The organism is Klebsiella sp. I138 (assembly GCF_051131765.1).
Taxonomy (GTDB): Bacteria; Pseudomonadota; Gammaproteobacteria; order Enterobacterales; family Enterobacteriaceae; genus Klebsiella.
Map to the genome: position 1 here is coordinate 187385 of NZ_CP180447.1, position 14475 is coordinate 201859.

A 14475-nucleotide genomic window follows, 5' to 3' on the forward strand; every position below is an offset into this window, starting at 1 on the left:
CGATGAATAAAACCGTTATCGCTCTGCTGGCGCTGGTCGCCAGCTCTGCCTGCCTCGCGGCAACGCCGTGGCAAAAAATCACCCAGCCGATTAGCGGCAGCGCGCAGTCTATTGGTGCATTTGCGAACGGCTGTATTGTCGGCGCACAGGCGCTGCCGCTGAACGCGACCGGTTACCAGGTCATGCGTACCGACCAGCGTCGTTATTTCGGCCATCCGGACCTAATCCAGTTTATTCAGCGCCTGAGCAATCAGGTGCATAGCCAGGGTATGGGGACGATGCTGATTGGCGATATGGGTATGCCAGCCGGCGGGCGTTTTAACGGCGGTCACGCCAGCCATCAGAGCGGGCTGGATGTCGATATCTTCCTTCAACTCCCGCAAACACGCTGGAGTTCAGCGCAGCTTCTGAAGCCACAGGCGCTGGACCTGGTTGCTGGTGACGGGAAGCGCGTGGTGCCATCGCTGTGGAGCCCGCAGATTGGTCATTTGATTAAGCTGGCGGCAGAAGATAGTGACGTCACGCGAATCTTTGTTAACCCGGCTATCAAGCAGCAGCTGTGTCTGGAAGCCGGCAACGATCGTGGGTGGTTACGCAAAGTCCGACCGTGGTTCCAGCATCGGGCGCATATGCACGTTCGTCTGCGTTGCCCTGCGGGAAGCCTGGAGTGCGAAGAACAGGCTCCACCGCCGCCGGGAGATGGCTGCGGCGCTGAGCTACAAAGCTGGTTTGAACCACCTAAACCCGGAACAACCTCTCCTGTGAAGAAGACGCCGCCTCCGCTGCCGCCTTCCTGCCAGGCGCTACTGGATGAGCATGTGCTGTAATGGAAAGCTTTATTGAGCTGTTTATGGTGTCGCCGACGGTACTGGTGGCGCTTTTTTTCGTGGCTATACTGGCGGGATTTATTGATTCACTGGCGGGCGGCGGCGGGCTATTAACCGTTCCGGCGCTGATGGCTGCCGGTCTGCCGCCGGCGCAGGCGCTGGCGACAAACAAGCTGCAGGCCTGTGGAGGATCGCTTTCCGCTTCGCTCTATTTTATCCGCCGCAAGGTGGTGAACCTGGCCGACCAGAAACTCAATATTCTGATGACGTTTATCGGCTCGACCGTCGGCGCGCTGCTGGTGCAGCACGTCCAGTCCGATATTCTGCGCCAGATCCTGCCGGTGCTGGTGATCGGCATCGGCCTGTACTTCCTGCTGATGCCGAGATTAGGCGAAGCCGACCGTCAGCGTCGCCTGTATGGCCTGCCGTTTGCCTTGATTGCCGGCGGTTGCGTGGGCTTCTATGATGGTTTCTTCGGCCCTGGAGCCGGCTCTTTCTATGCGCTGGCCTTCGTCACCCTCGCCGGGTTTAACCTCGCTAAGTCTACCGCTCACGCCAAGGTGCTGAATGCGACCTCCAACGTCGGCGGGCTGCTGCTGTTTATCATTGGTGGCAAAGTCATTTGGGCGACCGGTTTCGTGATGATGGCGGGGCAGTTTATTGGCGCTCGCGCCGGCTCAAGGCTGGTTCTGAGTAAAGGACAATCGTTGATTCGTCCGATGATTGTGGTTGTCTCCGCCGTGATGAGCGCGAAACTTCTTTATGACAGCCACGGTGCTGAAATTCTTCAGTGGTTGGGAATTCATTAATGCAACAGCAACACCATTATCAGCAGCTGATCGCTATTTTTGACGGCTGCTTTGCCGATGATTTTAATACCCGTCTGATTAAAGGCGACGACGAACCGATCTATCTTCCGGCAGACAGCGACGTGCCATATAACCGCATCGTCTTTGCGCATGGCTTTTACGCCAGCGGGCTGCATGAGATCTCTCACTGGTGCATCGCCGGAAAAGCGCGTCGCGAACAGGTTGATTTCGGTTACTGGTACTGTCCGGATGGCCGTGATGCCATGACCCAGTGTCAGTTCGAGGATGTAGAGGTGAAGCCTCAGGCATTTGACTGGCTGTTTTGCGTGGCGGCGGGTTTCCCGTTTAACGTGAGCTGCGACAATCTGGAAGGGAACTTCGAGCCCGATCGCATTGCCTTTCAGCGGCGGGTTCATGCCCAGGTGATGACCTTGCTGGAACATGGCATCCCTGAACGTCCGGCGCGGTTTATTCGCGCATTACAAGAATATTATCAGACGCCGCCGCTGACGGCGGAACAATTCCCGTGGCCGGAAGACCTGCAATAAAGCCACGTTTGACACTAGAAGAGGAAAGACAATGCTCGCGGAGTTTGAATCACGCATTCTGGCGCTGATTGATGAAATGGTAGAACACGCCAGTGATGATGAACTGTTTGCCAGCGGCTATCTGCGCGGCCACCTGACGCTGGCAGTAGCCGAGCTGGAAGGAGAGGACGATCACTCTGCGAAAGCCATCAACGATCGGGTGATTCGCAGCCTGGAGAAAGCGATCGGCGCAGGTGAACTGTCGCCACCGGATCAGATCCTGGTACAGGGCATGTGGGACAGTTTGTACCAGCGGGCAAAACAGTAATCCTCTTGACCGCCCGCTCTCAAAGCCCGGCCGAGCAGTGCGACGCCGGGTATCGCTCCGATGCCACTGTGCTTTCCCACTCAGCCGGCAGATACGTTTGCCCTCCGGTTTATTTTACCGCTTTTCCCTTCAGTAGCTTGCGAACCCATAACCGATTCGGATTCAGCGCTGCCAGCGTTTCCCGGTCCAGCGGCAGCGGCTCGCCGCTCATCTGCGCCGCGAGTATTTCTGCCGTTAACGGTGCCGAGCACAGTCCACGCGAACCCAGTGCTCCCATCACAAACAGATTATGATAAACCGGGGCCGTCGGCGCCTGTTCTTTATGCTCAGCCAGCGTCGCGTACTGCGCTAAGGTGGCATCATAATCCGGTACATTTCCCACCATCGGTAAATGATCGCGGGTGGCGCAACGCACGCCGCAGCGGGCGTCATTCGCGCTGATATCCACTTCGTGCGTCCACGTTGCCTGCGGGAAGCAGTCAATCAGCCGCTGGCGGTTTTGCTGTTGGTCATCGGTGCTGAAGACCGCATCGGTCTGCCCGCGATGGTAGCTGGCGCCGATGCAGTGCTGCCGGGTGCGAGGATTCTGCGGCGTCAGGTAGCCGTCGTAGCACAGCACCTGGCGCAGAGCTGACAGCCCTGGCGTTGTCGGAATATGGCTTACCTGACCCGCCACCGGATACGCCGGCAGCCGCGCAGTCTGAGGGAAGTCGGTCAGCAGATGACCGTTTGCCAGCACCACCACCTCATGTTGCAGTTGCTCGTTGAGCTGCCAGCCTTCATGGTCAGCGGTAAGCGCCGTGACCTTCACGTTATAGCGGGTGCGTAGGCCTCGTGTTGCTGCCAGCGCAAGGAGTTCTGCCGTCAGCTGCTGCGGATAGAGCCAACCTCCTGCGGGATAGGTGATACCGCCACAGCCGGTTTCCACGCCAGCAGTCTGTGCGACGGTCTGCGCACTGACGGCAACGGCAAGCTCTTCCGGCAGGCCGAGTGCCAGCATTTGCGCGATTTTCTGCTCGCTTTTCTCATCCCAGGCAAGCTGGGTGACGCCGCACCATTGATGGTCGAACATCACCGGAAGAGCATCATATAAGCGGCGTGCGAAGGTAAAAGCCGCCGGGAAGAAACGGGCCAGCGCCGGGTCGTGCTGGCTAAGCAGGGGATAGAGCGCTCCCTGGCGGTTGCCGGATGCACCTTCCGCCGGGGCGCTATCAGCGCAGTATAAGGTGACCTGCCAGCCGCGGCGGAGTAGCGCGAGCGCGAGCAGGGCGCTGGCAATACCACCGCCAACGATCGCGACATCACGTTTCTGGCTGCCGGTGCGGGCAAACCAGGGAGTACGAGCGGGTATATTCAGCGTTTGGGTCATTTCACCGGTTAGCATTTCGCGTTTGCGGCCAAACCCTTTACGTTTCTGCATGGTAAAGCCCGCGTCCTGCAGGCCGCGGCGCACAAAACCGGCGGAGGTAAAGGTTGCCAGCGTTCCGCCCGGTCTGGCCAGACGGGCCATTGCGCAGAAGAGTTCTAGTGTCCACATGTCCGGGTTTTTCGCCGGCGCGAAGCCATCAAGAAACCAGGCGTCAACCTGCTGGTTTAGCGAGTCATCGAGCTCGTGGGTCAGCTCATTGATATCACCGAACCATAAATCTAACGTGACGTGCCCGTCATCAAGCAGTAGTCGATGACAGCCTGCTATCGGCTGCGGCCACTGCGCCTGTAGCTCTTCTGCCCATGGTGTCAGTTCTGACCAGTGCTGGTGGGCGCGCTGAAGATCGGCGGAGGTCAGCGGAAATTTTTCGAAACTGATGAAATGTAATCTTTGCAGGGTAGCGTCGGGGTTATCGCGGCGAAAAACGTCAAACGCCTGCCAGAGTGTCAGGAAGTTGAGACCGGTGCCAAACCCGCTCTCGGCGACCACAAACAGCGGGTGCGGATGGACCGGGAAGCGCGTGTCGAGGCGGTTGCCGCCGAGGAAAACGTAGCGTGTCTCTTCCAGACCGTTGTCATTGGAAAAGTACACATCATCGAAATCTCGGGAAACAGGTGTACCCTCAGCGTTGAATTCCAGGTTGGCAGGTTGTATGGCGTTTTGTTTCACGTAAGTTACTCGAATCTCAAGGCGTAGAACGATCTTAACGATGTGTGCCGGGAGGCGCAAATTTATACACAAAATGGCTGATCGGACTTGTTCGGCGTACAAGTGTACGCTATTGTGCGACTCGAAACTTAAAATAGTGTGACTTACAGAGGTATTGAATGAAACGTGCAGTGATTACTGGCCTGGGCATCGTTTCCAGCATCGGTAACAACCAGCAGGAAGTCCTGGAATCTCTGCGTGAAGGGCGCTCGGGGATCACTTTCTCTCAAGAATTCAAAGATTCTGGTATGCGTAGCCACGTGTGGGGTAACGTCAAACTGGACACCACGGGTCTTATCGACCGCAAAGTGGTCCGTTTCATGAACGATGCCTCTATCTACGCTTACCTTTCAATGCAGCAGGCTATTGAAGATGCCGGGTTAAAAGACGAAGTTTATCAAAACAACCCGCGTGTGGGCCTGATTGCAGGTTCCGGTGGCTCTTCGAAATCTCAGGTGTTTGGCGCTGATGCCATGCGTAGCCCGCGCGGCCTGAAAGCAGTGGGTCCTTATGTTGTGACCAAAGCGATGGCCTCAGCGGTTTCCGCCTGCCTCGCCACCCCGTTCAAAATCCACGGTGTGAACTATTCCATCAGCTCCGCTTGCGCGACTTCAGCACACTGTATCGGCAGCGCGGTTGAACAGATTCAACTGGGCAAACAGGACATCGTTTTTGCCGGCGGCGGCGAAGAACTGTGCTGGGAAATGGCCTGTGAGTTTGACGCCATGGGCGCACTCTCCACCAAATACAACGAAACGCCGGACAAAGCATCCCGTACTTATGATGCACACCGCGACGGTTTTGTTATTGCCGGCGGCGGCGGTATGGTTGTCGTTGAAGAGCTGGAACATGCTCTGGCGCGCGGTGCACACATTTATGCAGAAGTTGTCGGCTACGGTGCAACATCCGATGGCGCCGACATGGTTGCGCCGTCAGGCGAAGGCGCAGTGCGCTGCATGAAGCAGGCGATGGCCGGTGTAGACACCCCGATCGATTACCTGAACTCCCACGGGACTTCAACGCCGGTTGGCGATGTGAAAGAACTGGGTGCGATTCGTGAAGTCTTCGGTGATAACAGCCCGGCTATCTCCGCGACCAAAGCGATGACTGGCCACTCCCTGGGCGCCGCGGGCGTACAGGAAGCGATCTACTCTCTGCTGATGCTGGAGCATGGTTTTATTGCACCAAGCATTAACATCGACGAGATGGATGAGCAGGCGGCGGGTCTGAATATCGTCACCAAACCGATCGAGCAAGCGCTGACGACTGTGATGTCCAACAGCTTCGGTTTTGGCGGCACCAACGCCACGCTGGTGATGCGTAAACACAGCGCATAATCGGCTGGTTATTTAACCGATATGTAGAAAGGGAGCCCACGGGCTCCCTTTTTTGTCTTCTTGACAGGGCCGGACCTCAGCAGGCAAACTGCTGCGAAACATTATCCCCGGTAATGCGTAAGCGTTTAACGTCATCCAACGCGCCTTAACCCTGATAATCAGGTGGAGGGGGCGTGGCTATCACCTCGCCTTACTCTGCGAACTGGAGTAAAGCATGTCCGCAGCGACTGAAACAACAAGTACCTCTTCAGCAAATATTTCATTATTCCGTATTACCTTTGCCGTCTTTCTGACCTATATGACCGTAGGCCTGCCGCTGCCGGTGATCCCGCTTTTCGTTCACCAGGAGCTGGGCTTCGGCAATACCATGGTGGGTATTGCGGTGGGCATTCAGTTTCTGGCGACGGTTCTGACACGAGGCTACGCTGGCCGGCTGGCCGACCAGCATGGTGCTAAGCGCTCGGTGCTACAGGGAATGCTGGCCTGCGCGTTAGCCGGAGCGGCGTGGCTGCTGGCCGCGTTGCTGCCGGTTTCCGTACTGGCAAAATTTGCGCTGCTGGTGCTTGGGCGTTTGATCCTGGGCTTTGGCGAAAGCCAACTGCTGACCGGGAATTTGAGCTGGGGGATGGGGTTAGTCGGCCCCGCGCGTTCAGGAAAAGTGATGTCATGGAACGGAATGGCAATGTACGGTGCGTTAGCCGTCGGTGCGCCGCTGGGATTACTTATCTACTCCCGCTTTGGCGTTGCGGCACTCGCCTGCGTCACTATGGCGTTGCCGCTGCTGGCGCTGGCGATCAACGGTACGGTAAGTAAGGTTCCGGCACACGGTGGAGAACGCCCGTCGCTATGGAGCGTGGTGGGTATGATCTGGCGTCCGGGTATTGGCCTGGGGTTACAAGGGGTAGGTTTTGCGGTAATTGGTACCTTTGTCTCGCTCTATTTTGCCAGCCGCGGTTGGGCGATGGCGGGCTTCACGCTGACCGCTTTCGGGGGCGCTTTTGTCCTGATGCGAATCCTGTTTGGCTGGATGCCGGACCGCTTTGGTGGCATTAAAGTGGCGATGGTTTCACTGCTGATCGAAGCCATCGGCCTGACGCTTTTGTGGCTGGCGCCGAGTGCCTGGTTTGCCCTGGCAGGGGCCGCGCTGACAGGCTGCGGCTGCTCGCTTATCTTCCCGTCCTTAGGCGTTGAAGTTGTAAAACGTGTACCGGCTCAGGTCCGTGGCACTGCCCTGGGCGGCTATGCGGCATTCCAGGATATTTCATACGGCGTCACCGGTCCGCTAGCCGGGCTGCTCGCCACCTCGCTGGGCTACTCTTCCGTCTTTATGGCGGGGGCGATATGTGCCGTTCTGGGCATCTTCATGACGTTGCTCTCCCTACGAAAATAGGGCGATTCCCGGTCTTCAGCGAGGAAGACCGGGGGCTTTGCGTGGCAGGTAATACTTCACCTGAAATTCAAACATGTTGGTATAGAGAATGGAGTAGTCTATCGGCTGGTGCTGCTCGTCGATAGCCTGAGTTTGCATCCTGATGATCGGATCTTTTGTGCTGATATGTAGCAGCGTGGCCAGCTCCGGAGAGGGTAATATTGGCACAATGGACTCATAACAACCGTCTATACGTATCCCGCATTCGTTTTCTATATACGAGAACTTCGACTTTTTCATATGGGCGATGGTCAGGTCAGGAAAGCGTGTTGCCGAGAGCCAGGTTTCTTCTAATTGCATCGCAATGTTATCGATAAAACGCAATCTTTTAGCATAATATACAAGCTCACCGTGCTGTAACTGCAAACCTTTCGCAATTTCTTCTGACGCGGTTTGTAATTCAAATTTTAGAATCTGACTAGAGGGCGTTTTACCCTCGTTGCGGGCAATTTCGGTAAAACTGTCTAAATGAGTCACTGATGCCTGGAAATGCTTATTTCTAATCCATGTTCCCGAACCATGCCGGCGTTCGATTAAACCATCCTCCTCCAGGGCCTTTAGCGCCTTGCGCAACGTATTTCGTGAAACATGATAAAGTTCTGCTAATTCTTTTTCTGATGGCAGAAGATCGCCAATGCTGTAGAGCGGGCTATTAATTTTGTTTTTCAGTAAATTAACTACATTTTTATAAACCACTTTTGAACCTCAATAATCCCTTTGAAAACATGGGCTTGTAGTTGTATATTGTTAAATCTACGCTGACACGTTCATTTTTTCCTTTGCTTTTGAACAACTTTTCTCTTGCTAACTGTGATCGCAACTGCGGATAAGAAAATTAACAATTATTACAGTGCTCGTCAATTGAGGCTTATGAACAGGAAAGGGAAGGGGAAATGAAAAATATATTGTTAGTTTGTGCTGCCGGGATGTCCACCAGTATGCTGGTGAAACGTATGCAGGAACATGCCGCAGCGATCGATATGCCGGTAAATATCAATGCATTGGCTATTTCTGAAGCCAAAGAGAAAATCAAAAAAAACGAAGTGGATGTGGTTTTATTAGGGCCGCAGGTTCGTTTTCAGAAAAGTGAAATAGAGGATGTGGCCCAAGGGAGAATGCCGGTCGCAGTTATTGATATGAAATACTACGGGCAAATGGATGGGAAAGCCGTGTTAGACAGTGCTCTCGTGTTGCTGGCCAATAAATAATAATTTTTTATTACACCGGTGAACGCCTGGATAACAGCGTTGTGCTGCCGGATATCTCTGCTCCAGCTATGGGGCGCTATCTCAGATTATTAATAAAAATAAGGGTTCATCATGAGTTTTATGGATGCCTTTGAACGTGGCATGGAAAAAATCCTTGTCCCCGTGGCCATAAAATTAAATTCTCAGATTCACGTGTCAGCGATTCGGGATGCATTTATTTTATCATTTCCGATCGTTATGGCCAGTTCACTGATTATTTTAATTAACTTTGCAATCCTGTCTCCCGATGGCTTTATTGCGAGCATCTTACATTTGGGGACGATATTCCCCAACCTTGCCGACGCGCAGCAAATTTTCACCCCGGTAATGAACGGTTCAGTCAATATTATGGCGATATTGATTACCTTTCTGGTCGCGCGCAATATTGCCATTAGCTACCAGCAGGACGATCTGCTGTGTGGGCTGACGGCCATTGGCGCCTTTTTTGTCGTTTATACGCCCTATACCATCATTGATGGTCAGGCTTATCTGACGACAAAATATCTCGGGCCGCAGGGACTGTTTGTGGCCATTATCGTCGCGATGATCTCCAGCGAGGTATTTTGCCGACTGGCGCGTAACCCAAAAGTGACGATTACGATGCCGGCAGCGGTGCCGCCAGCGGTGGCGCGTTCGTTTAAGGTGCTATTGCCTATCTTCTTCGTGATGATCTTCTTTTCCATTATTAACTACCTGCTGACCCGTATTTCACCTAACGGTCTCAACGATCTGATCTACACCCTGATTCAGGCACCGCTGAAGGATATGGGTACCAACATTGTCACCGTTCTGGTTCTAGGGCTGGTGGCAAACTTCCTCTGGGTGCTGGGGATCCACGGACCTAATACCGTCGCGGCGATTCGGGAAACGATTTTCTCGGAGGCAAACCTGGAAAACCTTTCCTATGCGGCCTCGCACGGCACCACATGGGGCGCGCCTTATCCGATAACCTGGACCGGTATCAACGATGCGTTCGCCAACTGCGGTGGCTCCGGAATGACGCTGGGTCTGCTGCTGGCAATCTTCATTGCTTCGCGGCGTAAAGATTATCGCGATCTGGCGAAAATGGCCTTCGTTCCAGGGTTATTCAACATCAACGAACCGGTGATGTTTGGTTTACCGATAGTCCTGAACCCGATTCTGGTGATTCCGTTTATCCTGGTTCCATTTATTAACTCATTGATTGGCTATTTCTTTATCAGCATGGAGTTTATTCCTCCTATTGCCTACGCGGTCCCGTGGACCACGCCAGGTCCGCTGATTGCCTTCTTTGGTACCGGCGGTAACTGGCTTGCGCTCTTTGTCGGCATTCTGTGTCTCGCTGTTTCAACGGTTATCTATTTACCGTTTGTGATTGCGGCGAATAAGGTCAATACCGCGGCGGCCGCGGAATAATGAATAACTCAATACCTGTGGGGAAATAAATATGTTTGCGGATGAAAGCACGGTGATGGAGCTGCTTATCCATGCCGGACAGGCCCGCTCAGACGCGATGGAGGCCATTGCCGCCTCGCGTCGCCGGGAGTGGGGAGCGGTTGAAGCGTTAATGGCCAGTTCAGAAATGGCCTGCCGGGAGGCGCATAAGATACAAACGGCGCTGATTGGCCTTGATGAGGGCTGTGGAAAAATCAACGTCAACCTTATTCTGGTGCATGCGCAGGACCATTTAATGACCGCGATGCTATGCCAGGACCTGGCCAAAGAAATCATTGCACTACGACAAGAAATCTCTGCCTGACTTTACCTGCCTTCGGCCGTCCGGCTGAAGGCGAATTATAAAAATATGAAAGGTACTCTATGTATTCAAGTCAATTGAAGGTTAGCTTATTGTCTTTATCGGTACTTCTGGCTATTTCGTCACCTTCTGTAATAGCAGCGAAATTAACGATTGAACAACGTCTTGAACTGCTGGAATCAGAACTGTCAGCAAATAAAAAAGAATTACAGAAAACGCAATCACAATTATCAACGTATAAAGATAAAGTGGCCGTATTGCAGAAAAGTATTAAAGAGAATGAACAACGGCACGTGACTGCGGGTTATCCGACGGCGACCTCACCGGTGGCAGAAAATATCGTCAATGAAAATAATGAAATCAGCCAGCGAGCGGCGCCGGCAGAAGTAAAAGCGACACAGCAGGTTGCGGTTATTAATACCGATGGTAAGAAGGCGAAAGTTGAGAGTATCACCATGAAGGATCTCAGCAAGTTCGTCAAAGAGGATATTGGTTTCAGCTACCAAGGGTACCTACGTTCCGGTTGGGGAACCTCGAATCACGGTTCGTCGCAGACCTATGCGGCGGGCTCGCTGGGCCGTTTTGGTAATGAAATGAGCGGCTGGTTTGATTTGACGTTAAATCAGCGGGTCTATAACCAGGACGGGAAAACCGCCAATGCCGTCGTAACCTACGACGGTAATGTCGGCGAGCAGTATAACGATGCCTGGTTTGGCGATACCAATAATGAAAATATTCTCCAGTTCAGCGACATCTATCTCACCACCAAAGGGTTCCTGCCGTTTGCGCCGGAGGCGGATTTCTGGGTGGGTAAACATAAACTGCCGGAGTATGAAATCCAGATGCTCGACTGGAAATCGTTGACCACCGATGTCGCCGCCGGTGTCGGGATCCAAAACTGGGCGCTGGGCGTCGGGCAGCTTGATGCTTCCCTCAGCCGCAATGATGTGGATGTTTATTCGCGTGATTTCGCACAGACCACGCAAATGAATACCAACTCGGTGGATCTGCGCTATCGCAATATTCCGCTGTGGAAAAATGGTTCGCTGTCGTTAATGGGCAAATATGCGTTTGCGAATAAAAATGATCAGCAGGAGAAAAACGAGGACAACAACAGCGACTTCACGCTCAAAGATACCTGGATGGCTACCGGGATCGTCCGCCAGGAGCTGGAACGTAAGGGCTTTAATGAATTTACGCTCCAGGTGGCGAATAACTCCTACGCCAGCAGCTTCTCGAACTTCTCCGGGGCCAGTAACTCCATGGCTCACGGGCGCTACTATTATGGCGATCATACCAACGGCGTCGCTTTACGTCTGATTTCTCAGGGAGAAATGTACCTGGCCGATCGGGTGATTATGGCTAATGCGCTGGTCTGGTCGCACGGAAACGATATCTATAGCTACGAAAGCGGCGCACATAGCGATTTTGACAGCTTCCGCGCGGTGATCCGTCCGGCATGGATCTGGGATACCTGGAACCAGACCGGGGTGGAATTAGGCTGGTTTGCCCAGAAAAACAAAACGGAGCAGGGCAAGGATTTGAAAGAATCGGCGTATAAAACGACGCTCTACCATGCATTGAAAGTCGGGCCGAGCCTGTTAGGTTCGCGACCGGAAATTCGTTTCTACGGGACCTATATTAATATCCTGGATAACGACCTGTCACAGTATCGGTTTAACGATGACAGCAAGGATGAGTTTATGCTGGGTGTGCAGGCCGAGGTGTGGTGGTAATCGCCTGACTGAGAGACAAACGCCCGCATCGCGCGGGCGTTTTATTATAAAGAAAGCCGGGCCCGACCACGCGGTCAGTGACGGCGAGCACTGCGGGATTACATCACCAGCCAGAGCAGGCCAAACAGTATTATCAGCGCCAGCAGAATCACTCCGGGCTTTTTGAATCGCTCTGCAAGTGAAGATGGCTCCGGTGGTAGTGCGGGAATGGCCAGCGTTTCTTGCGCCCGGGCGACGCGAAGGACGAAGACTTTATTCAGTAGCGTCAGTATTTGCGTCGCACTCAACGCCGTTTGCGGCGTGACGTGCCAGCTGTGCCGGGCAAAATCAGCGATTTTTTGCCACTCCTGCACTTCCAGCGGCTGCTTGAGCGCCGCCTGCAACGAGGTCAGCGTCGGGGCTGACTGCGCGCTCAACGTCTGCCGGGCCTGTAGCCAGTAGGAGAGGGGGGTGAAATGGGTTGCCGGAATCAGCTCACCGGTTTTCACTCCGCACAGTTCCAGCATCGACTGCCAGATAAGCTTGCCGGGCTCGCCGGTTGCAGCGGCAAGACGGCTCACCTGCTGGTTGAGCGTACTATGCTCCGCAGGTAATAGCGGACGCAAGGTCGGCTGGCGTTGCTGCGGCTGAGGGATGGATAGCTGACCGTTCTGCAGAAGCTGCAGTACGTTTTGCAGCTGTTCCTGAGTCAGCGCGTGCAGCGTTGTTTGTCCATAATGCTGGCGAATATAATCGCTCACCGCCTGACGGTTATTTCCCTGACCCAGCAGCTCGCTTAGCTGTGCCAGAGTCTGGCGGTGATGGTGGTTTTGCTGCGCCACGGTTAAGCGCTGATTCAGGTTGTTTTCGGCGGCGCTGAAATGGCACGCCAGCAGCGGCGCATCGCCTTTAAGTCCCAGGTCGTGCTTGATTCCCGCCCACACTTCCGCGCTCTGCTGCGAGGTTAACGCCACAAGGCGCGTAATCAGTCGCTCGAGAACGGTGCGTTGTTGCATGGTAAGCGCAGGCTCACCGATGGCGGAAGCGCCGGTCCCCGGGGGACGATCGGACATACCTGAAACGGGTTGTGTCATATTAATCCTTTCCGTATTGCTGTACTGAGGCCCGGTGATGATGTTCCTGGCGGCGAGATTATGGCACACTTCCCCGGTTTACTCTCGTTCTCAGACAGGTACTGAACCGTGAAAATCCTCGTTGATGAAAATATGCCCTATGCCCGTGAGCTTTTTAGTCGTCTGGGCGAAGTCGAGGCGGTCCCCGGCCGTCCCGTGCCCGTTGATGCGCTGACCGGCGCCGATGCGTTGATGGTTCGATCCGTTACGAAAGTCAATGAAGCGCTGCTCTCCGGCAAGGGGATTAAATTCGTTGGCACCGCGACAGCCGGGACCGATCATGTCGATCAGGCATGGTTAGAGCAGGCCGGAATTGGGTTTTCGGCCGCGCCAGGCTGCAACGCGATTGCGGTCGTTGAATATGTTTTCTCGGCGCTGCTGATGCTGGCCGAGCGCGACGGTTTCGCACTGACCGATCGTACCGTCGGGATCGTGGGTGTCGGCAACGTTGGCGGGCGTCTGCAAAAGCGTCTGGAAGCGCTGGGGATCAAAACGCTGCTGTGCGATCCGCCGCGCGCCGATCGCGGTGACGAAGGTGACTTCCGCACGCTGGACGAGCTGGTAGAAGAAGCGGACGTTCTGACGTTCCACACCCCTTTGTATAAAGAAGGCGCTTATAAAACCTTGCACCTGGCGGATGAAGCGCTCATTCGCCGTCTGAAACCGGGAAGCGTGTTGATTAACGCCTGCCGTGGGCCGGTAGTGGATAACCGGGCGCTGTTAGCCTGCCTGCAGGGCGGGCAGTCGTTAAGCGTTGTGCTTGATGTCTGGGAACCGGAGCCGGATCTGAACCTTGCGCTGCTGGACCGCGTTGATATTGGAACCGCGCATATTGCGGGCTACACTCTCGAAGGCAAAGCGCGCGGGACGACGCAGGTTTTTGAAGCCTACAGCGCCTATATTGGTCATCCGCAACAGGTGGCGCTGGATACCCTGCTGCCTGCCCCGGAATTTGGCCGTATTACCCTGCACGGCGCGCTCGATCAGCCAACGCTGAAACGATTGGTGCATTTGGTGTATGATGTGCGCCGCGATGATGCGCCGCTGCGAAAAGTGGCCGGTGTAGCCGGTGAATTTGACAAGCTACGCAAAAATTATCAGGAACGCCGTGAATGGTCATCCCTGTACGTACAGTGCAGCGATGTGCAGGCGGCGACGCTGTTGCGTCAGCTCGGTTTTAATGCCGTACATCATCCCATTCGTTAATGTCTTCTTAATGACCCTGTTGGATACTCCGGCAGGGTCGCTTTT

The 14475-nt window shown here is 54.5% G+C and carries 14 protein-coding genes; 11 read left to right on the forward strand and 3 right to left on the reverse strand.

What is annotated here, in order from left to right:
- Nucleotides 1–2 precede the first annotated feature (2 nt).
- The 4 genes from mepA to ACMYSK_RS00880 are packed head-to-tail and all read left to right on the forward strand — an operon-like array spanning nucleotide 3 to nucleotide 2491.
- Entirely contained in the window at nucleotides 3–827 is an 825-nt protein-coding gene (gene mepA, locus ACMYSK_RS00865; protein ID WP_434639478.1) for a penicillin-insensitive murein endopeptidase, read from the forward strand.
- The gene (locus tag ACMYSK_RS00870) at nucleotides 827–1636 is read left to right on the forward strand and encodes a sulfite exporter TauE/SafE family protein (RefSeq protein WP_434639479.1); all 810 of its coding nucleotides are present in this window, start codon (nucleotides 827–829) and stop codon (nucleotides 1634–1636) included. The genes mepA and ACMYSK_RS00870 overlap by 1 nt, the downstream gene beginning before the upstream one ends.
- A complete protein-coding gene (locus tag ACMYSK_RS00875) occupies nucleotides 1636–2184 on the forward strand; it encodes an elongation factor P hydroxylase (RefSeq protein ID WP_434639480.1) in 549 nt (182 codons plus the stop codon). The genes ACMYSK_RS00870 and ACMYSK_RS00875 overlap by 1 nt, the downstream gene beginning before the upstream one ends.
- 31 nt (nucleotides 2185–2215) lie before the next feature.
- A complete protein-coding gene (locus ACMYSK_RS00880; protein WP_434639482.1) occupies nucleotides 2216–2491 on the forward strand; it encodes a YfcL family protein in 276 nt (91 codons plus the stop codon).
- 109 nt (nucleotides 2492–2600) lie between these two features.
- On the opposite strand, the gene mnmC is transcribed toward ACMYSK_RS00880, so the two are convergent.
- On the reverse strand, nucleotides 2601–4589 hold the full coding sequence (gene mnmC, locus ACMYSK_RS00885) for a bifunctional tRNA (5-methylaminomethyl-2-thiouridine)(34)-methyltransferase MnmD/FAD-dependent 5-carboxymethylaminomethyl-2-thiouridine(34) oxidoreductase MnmC (protein ID WP_434639484.1): 1989 nt from the start codon (nucleotides 4587–4589) through the stop codon (nucleotides 2601–2603).
- Between the two features lie 158 nt (nucleotides 4590–4747).
- Between mnmC and fabB the strand changes: the two genes are divergently transcribed.
- Both fabB and ACMYSK_RS00895 read left to right on the forward strand, forming a co-directional pair.
- Nucleotides 4748–5965, forward strand: coding sequence for a beta-ketoacyl-ACP synthase I (fabB, locus tag ACMYSK_RS00890; RefSeq protein ID WP_434639485.1), 1218 nt, complete (start codon nucleotides 4748–4750; stop codon nucleotides 5963–5965).
- A gap of 214 nt (nucleotides 5966–6179) precedes the next feature.
- Complete coding sequence (locus tag ACMYSK_RS00895) at nucleotides 6180–7355, forward strand: MFS transporter (RefSeq protein WP_434639486.1); 1176 nt, start codon at nucleotides 6180–6182, stop codon at nucleotides 7353–7355.
- Between the two features lie 15 nt (nucleotides 7356–7370).
- Here ACMYSK_RS00895 and ACMYSK_RS00900 read toward each other — a convergent pair whose 3' ends face one another.
- Entirely contained in the window at nucleotides 7371–8090 is a 720-nt protein-coding gene (locus ACMYSK_RS00900) for a GntR family transcriptional regulator (RefSeq protein ID WP_434639487.1), read from the reverse strand.
- 197 nt (nucleotides 8091–8287) lie between these two features.
- Here ACMYSK_RS00900 and ACMYSK_RS00905 point away from each other — a divergent pair, with 197 nt between their 5' ends.
- The 4 genes from ACMYSK_RS00905 to ACMYSK_RS00920 all read left to right on the forward strand — a co-directional run bounded on the left by ACMYSK_RS00905 (nucleotide 8288) and on the right by ACMYSK_RS00920 (nucleotide 12112).
- Entirely contained in the window at nucleotides 8288–8602 is a 315-nt protein-coding gene (locus tag ACMYSK_RS00905; protein ID WP_434639488.1) for a PTS sugar transporter subunit IIB, read from the forward strand.
- A 111-nt stretch (nucleotides 8603–8713) separates the two neighbouring features.
- Complete coding sequence (locus ACMYSK_RS00910; protein WP_434639489.1) at nucleotides 8714–10036, forward strand: PTS sugar transporter subunit IIC; 1323 nt, start codon at nucleotides 8714–8716, stop codon at nucleotides 10034–10036.
- A gap of 31 nt (nucleotides 10037–10067) precedes the next feature.
- Nucleotides 10068–10379, forward strand: a complete 312-nt coding sequence (locus ACMYSK_RS00915; protein WP_434639491.1) for a PTS lactose/cellobiose transporter subunit IIA — start codon at nucleotides 10068–10070, stop codon at nucleotides 10377–10379.
- A 59-nt stretch (nucleotides 10380–10438) separates the two neighbouring features.
- The gene (locus ACMYSK_RS00920; protein WP_434639493.1) at nucleotides 10439–12112 is read left to right on the forward strand and encodes a carbohydrate porin; all 1674 of its coding nucleotides are present in this window, start codon (nucleotides 10439–10441) and stop codon (nucleotides 12110–12112) included.
- A gap of 98 nt (nucleotides 12113–12210) precedes the next feature.
- On the opposite strand, the gene flk is transcribed toward ACMYSK_RS00920, so the two are convergent.
- Nucleotides 12211–13185, reverse strand: a complete 975-nt coding sequence (gene flk / locus ACMYSK_RS00925; protein WP_434639494.1) for a flagella biosynthesis regulator Flk — start codon at nucleotides 13183–13185, stop codon at nucleotides 12211–12213.
- Nucleotides 13186–13293: 108 nt separating this feature from the next.
- On the opposite strand from flk, the gene pdxB reads away from it, so the two are divergent.
- Nucleotides 13294–14430, forward strand: coding sequence for a 4-phosphoerythronate dehydrogenase PdxB (gene pdxB / locus ACMYSK_RS00930; RefSeq protein ID WP_434639496.1), 1137 nt, complete (start codon nucleotides 13294–13296; stop codon nucleotides 14428–14430).
- Nucleotides 14431–14475 lie beyond the last annotated feature (45 nt).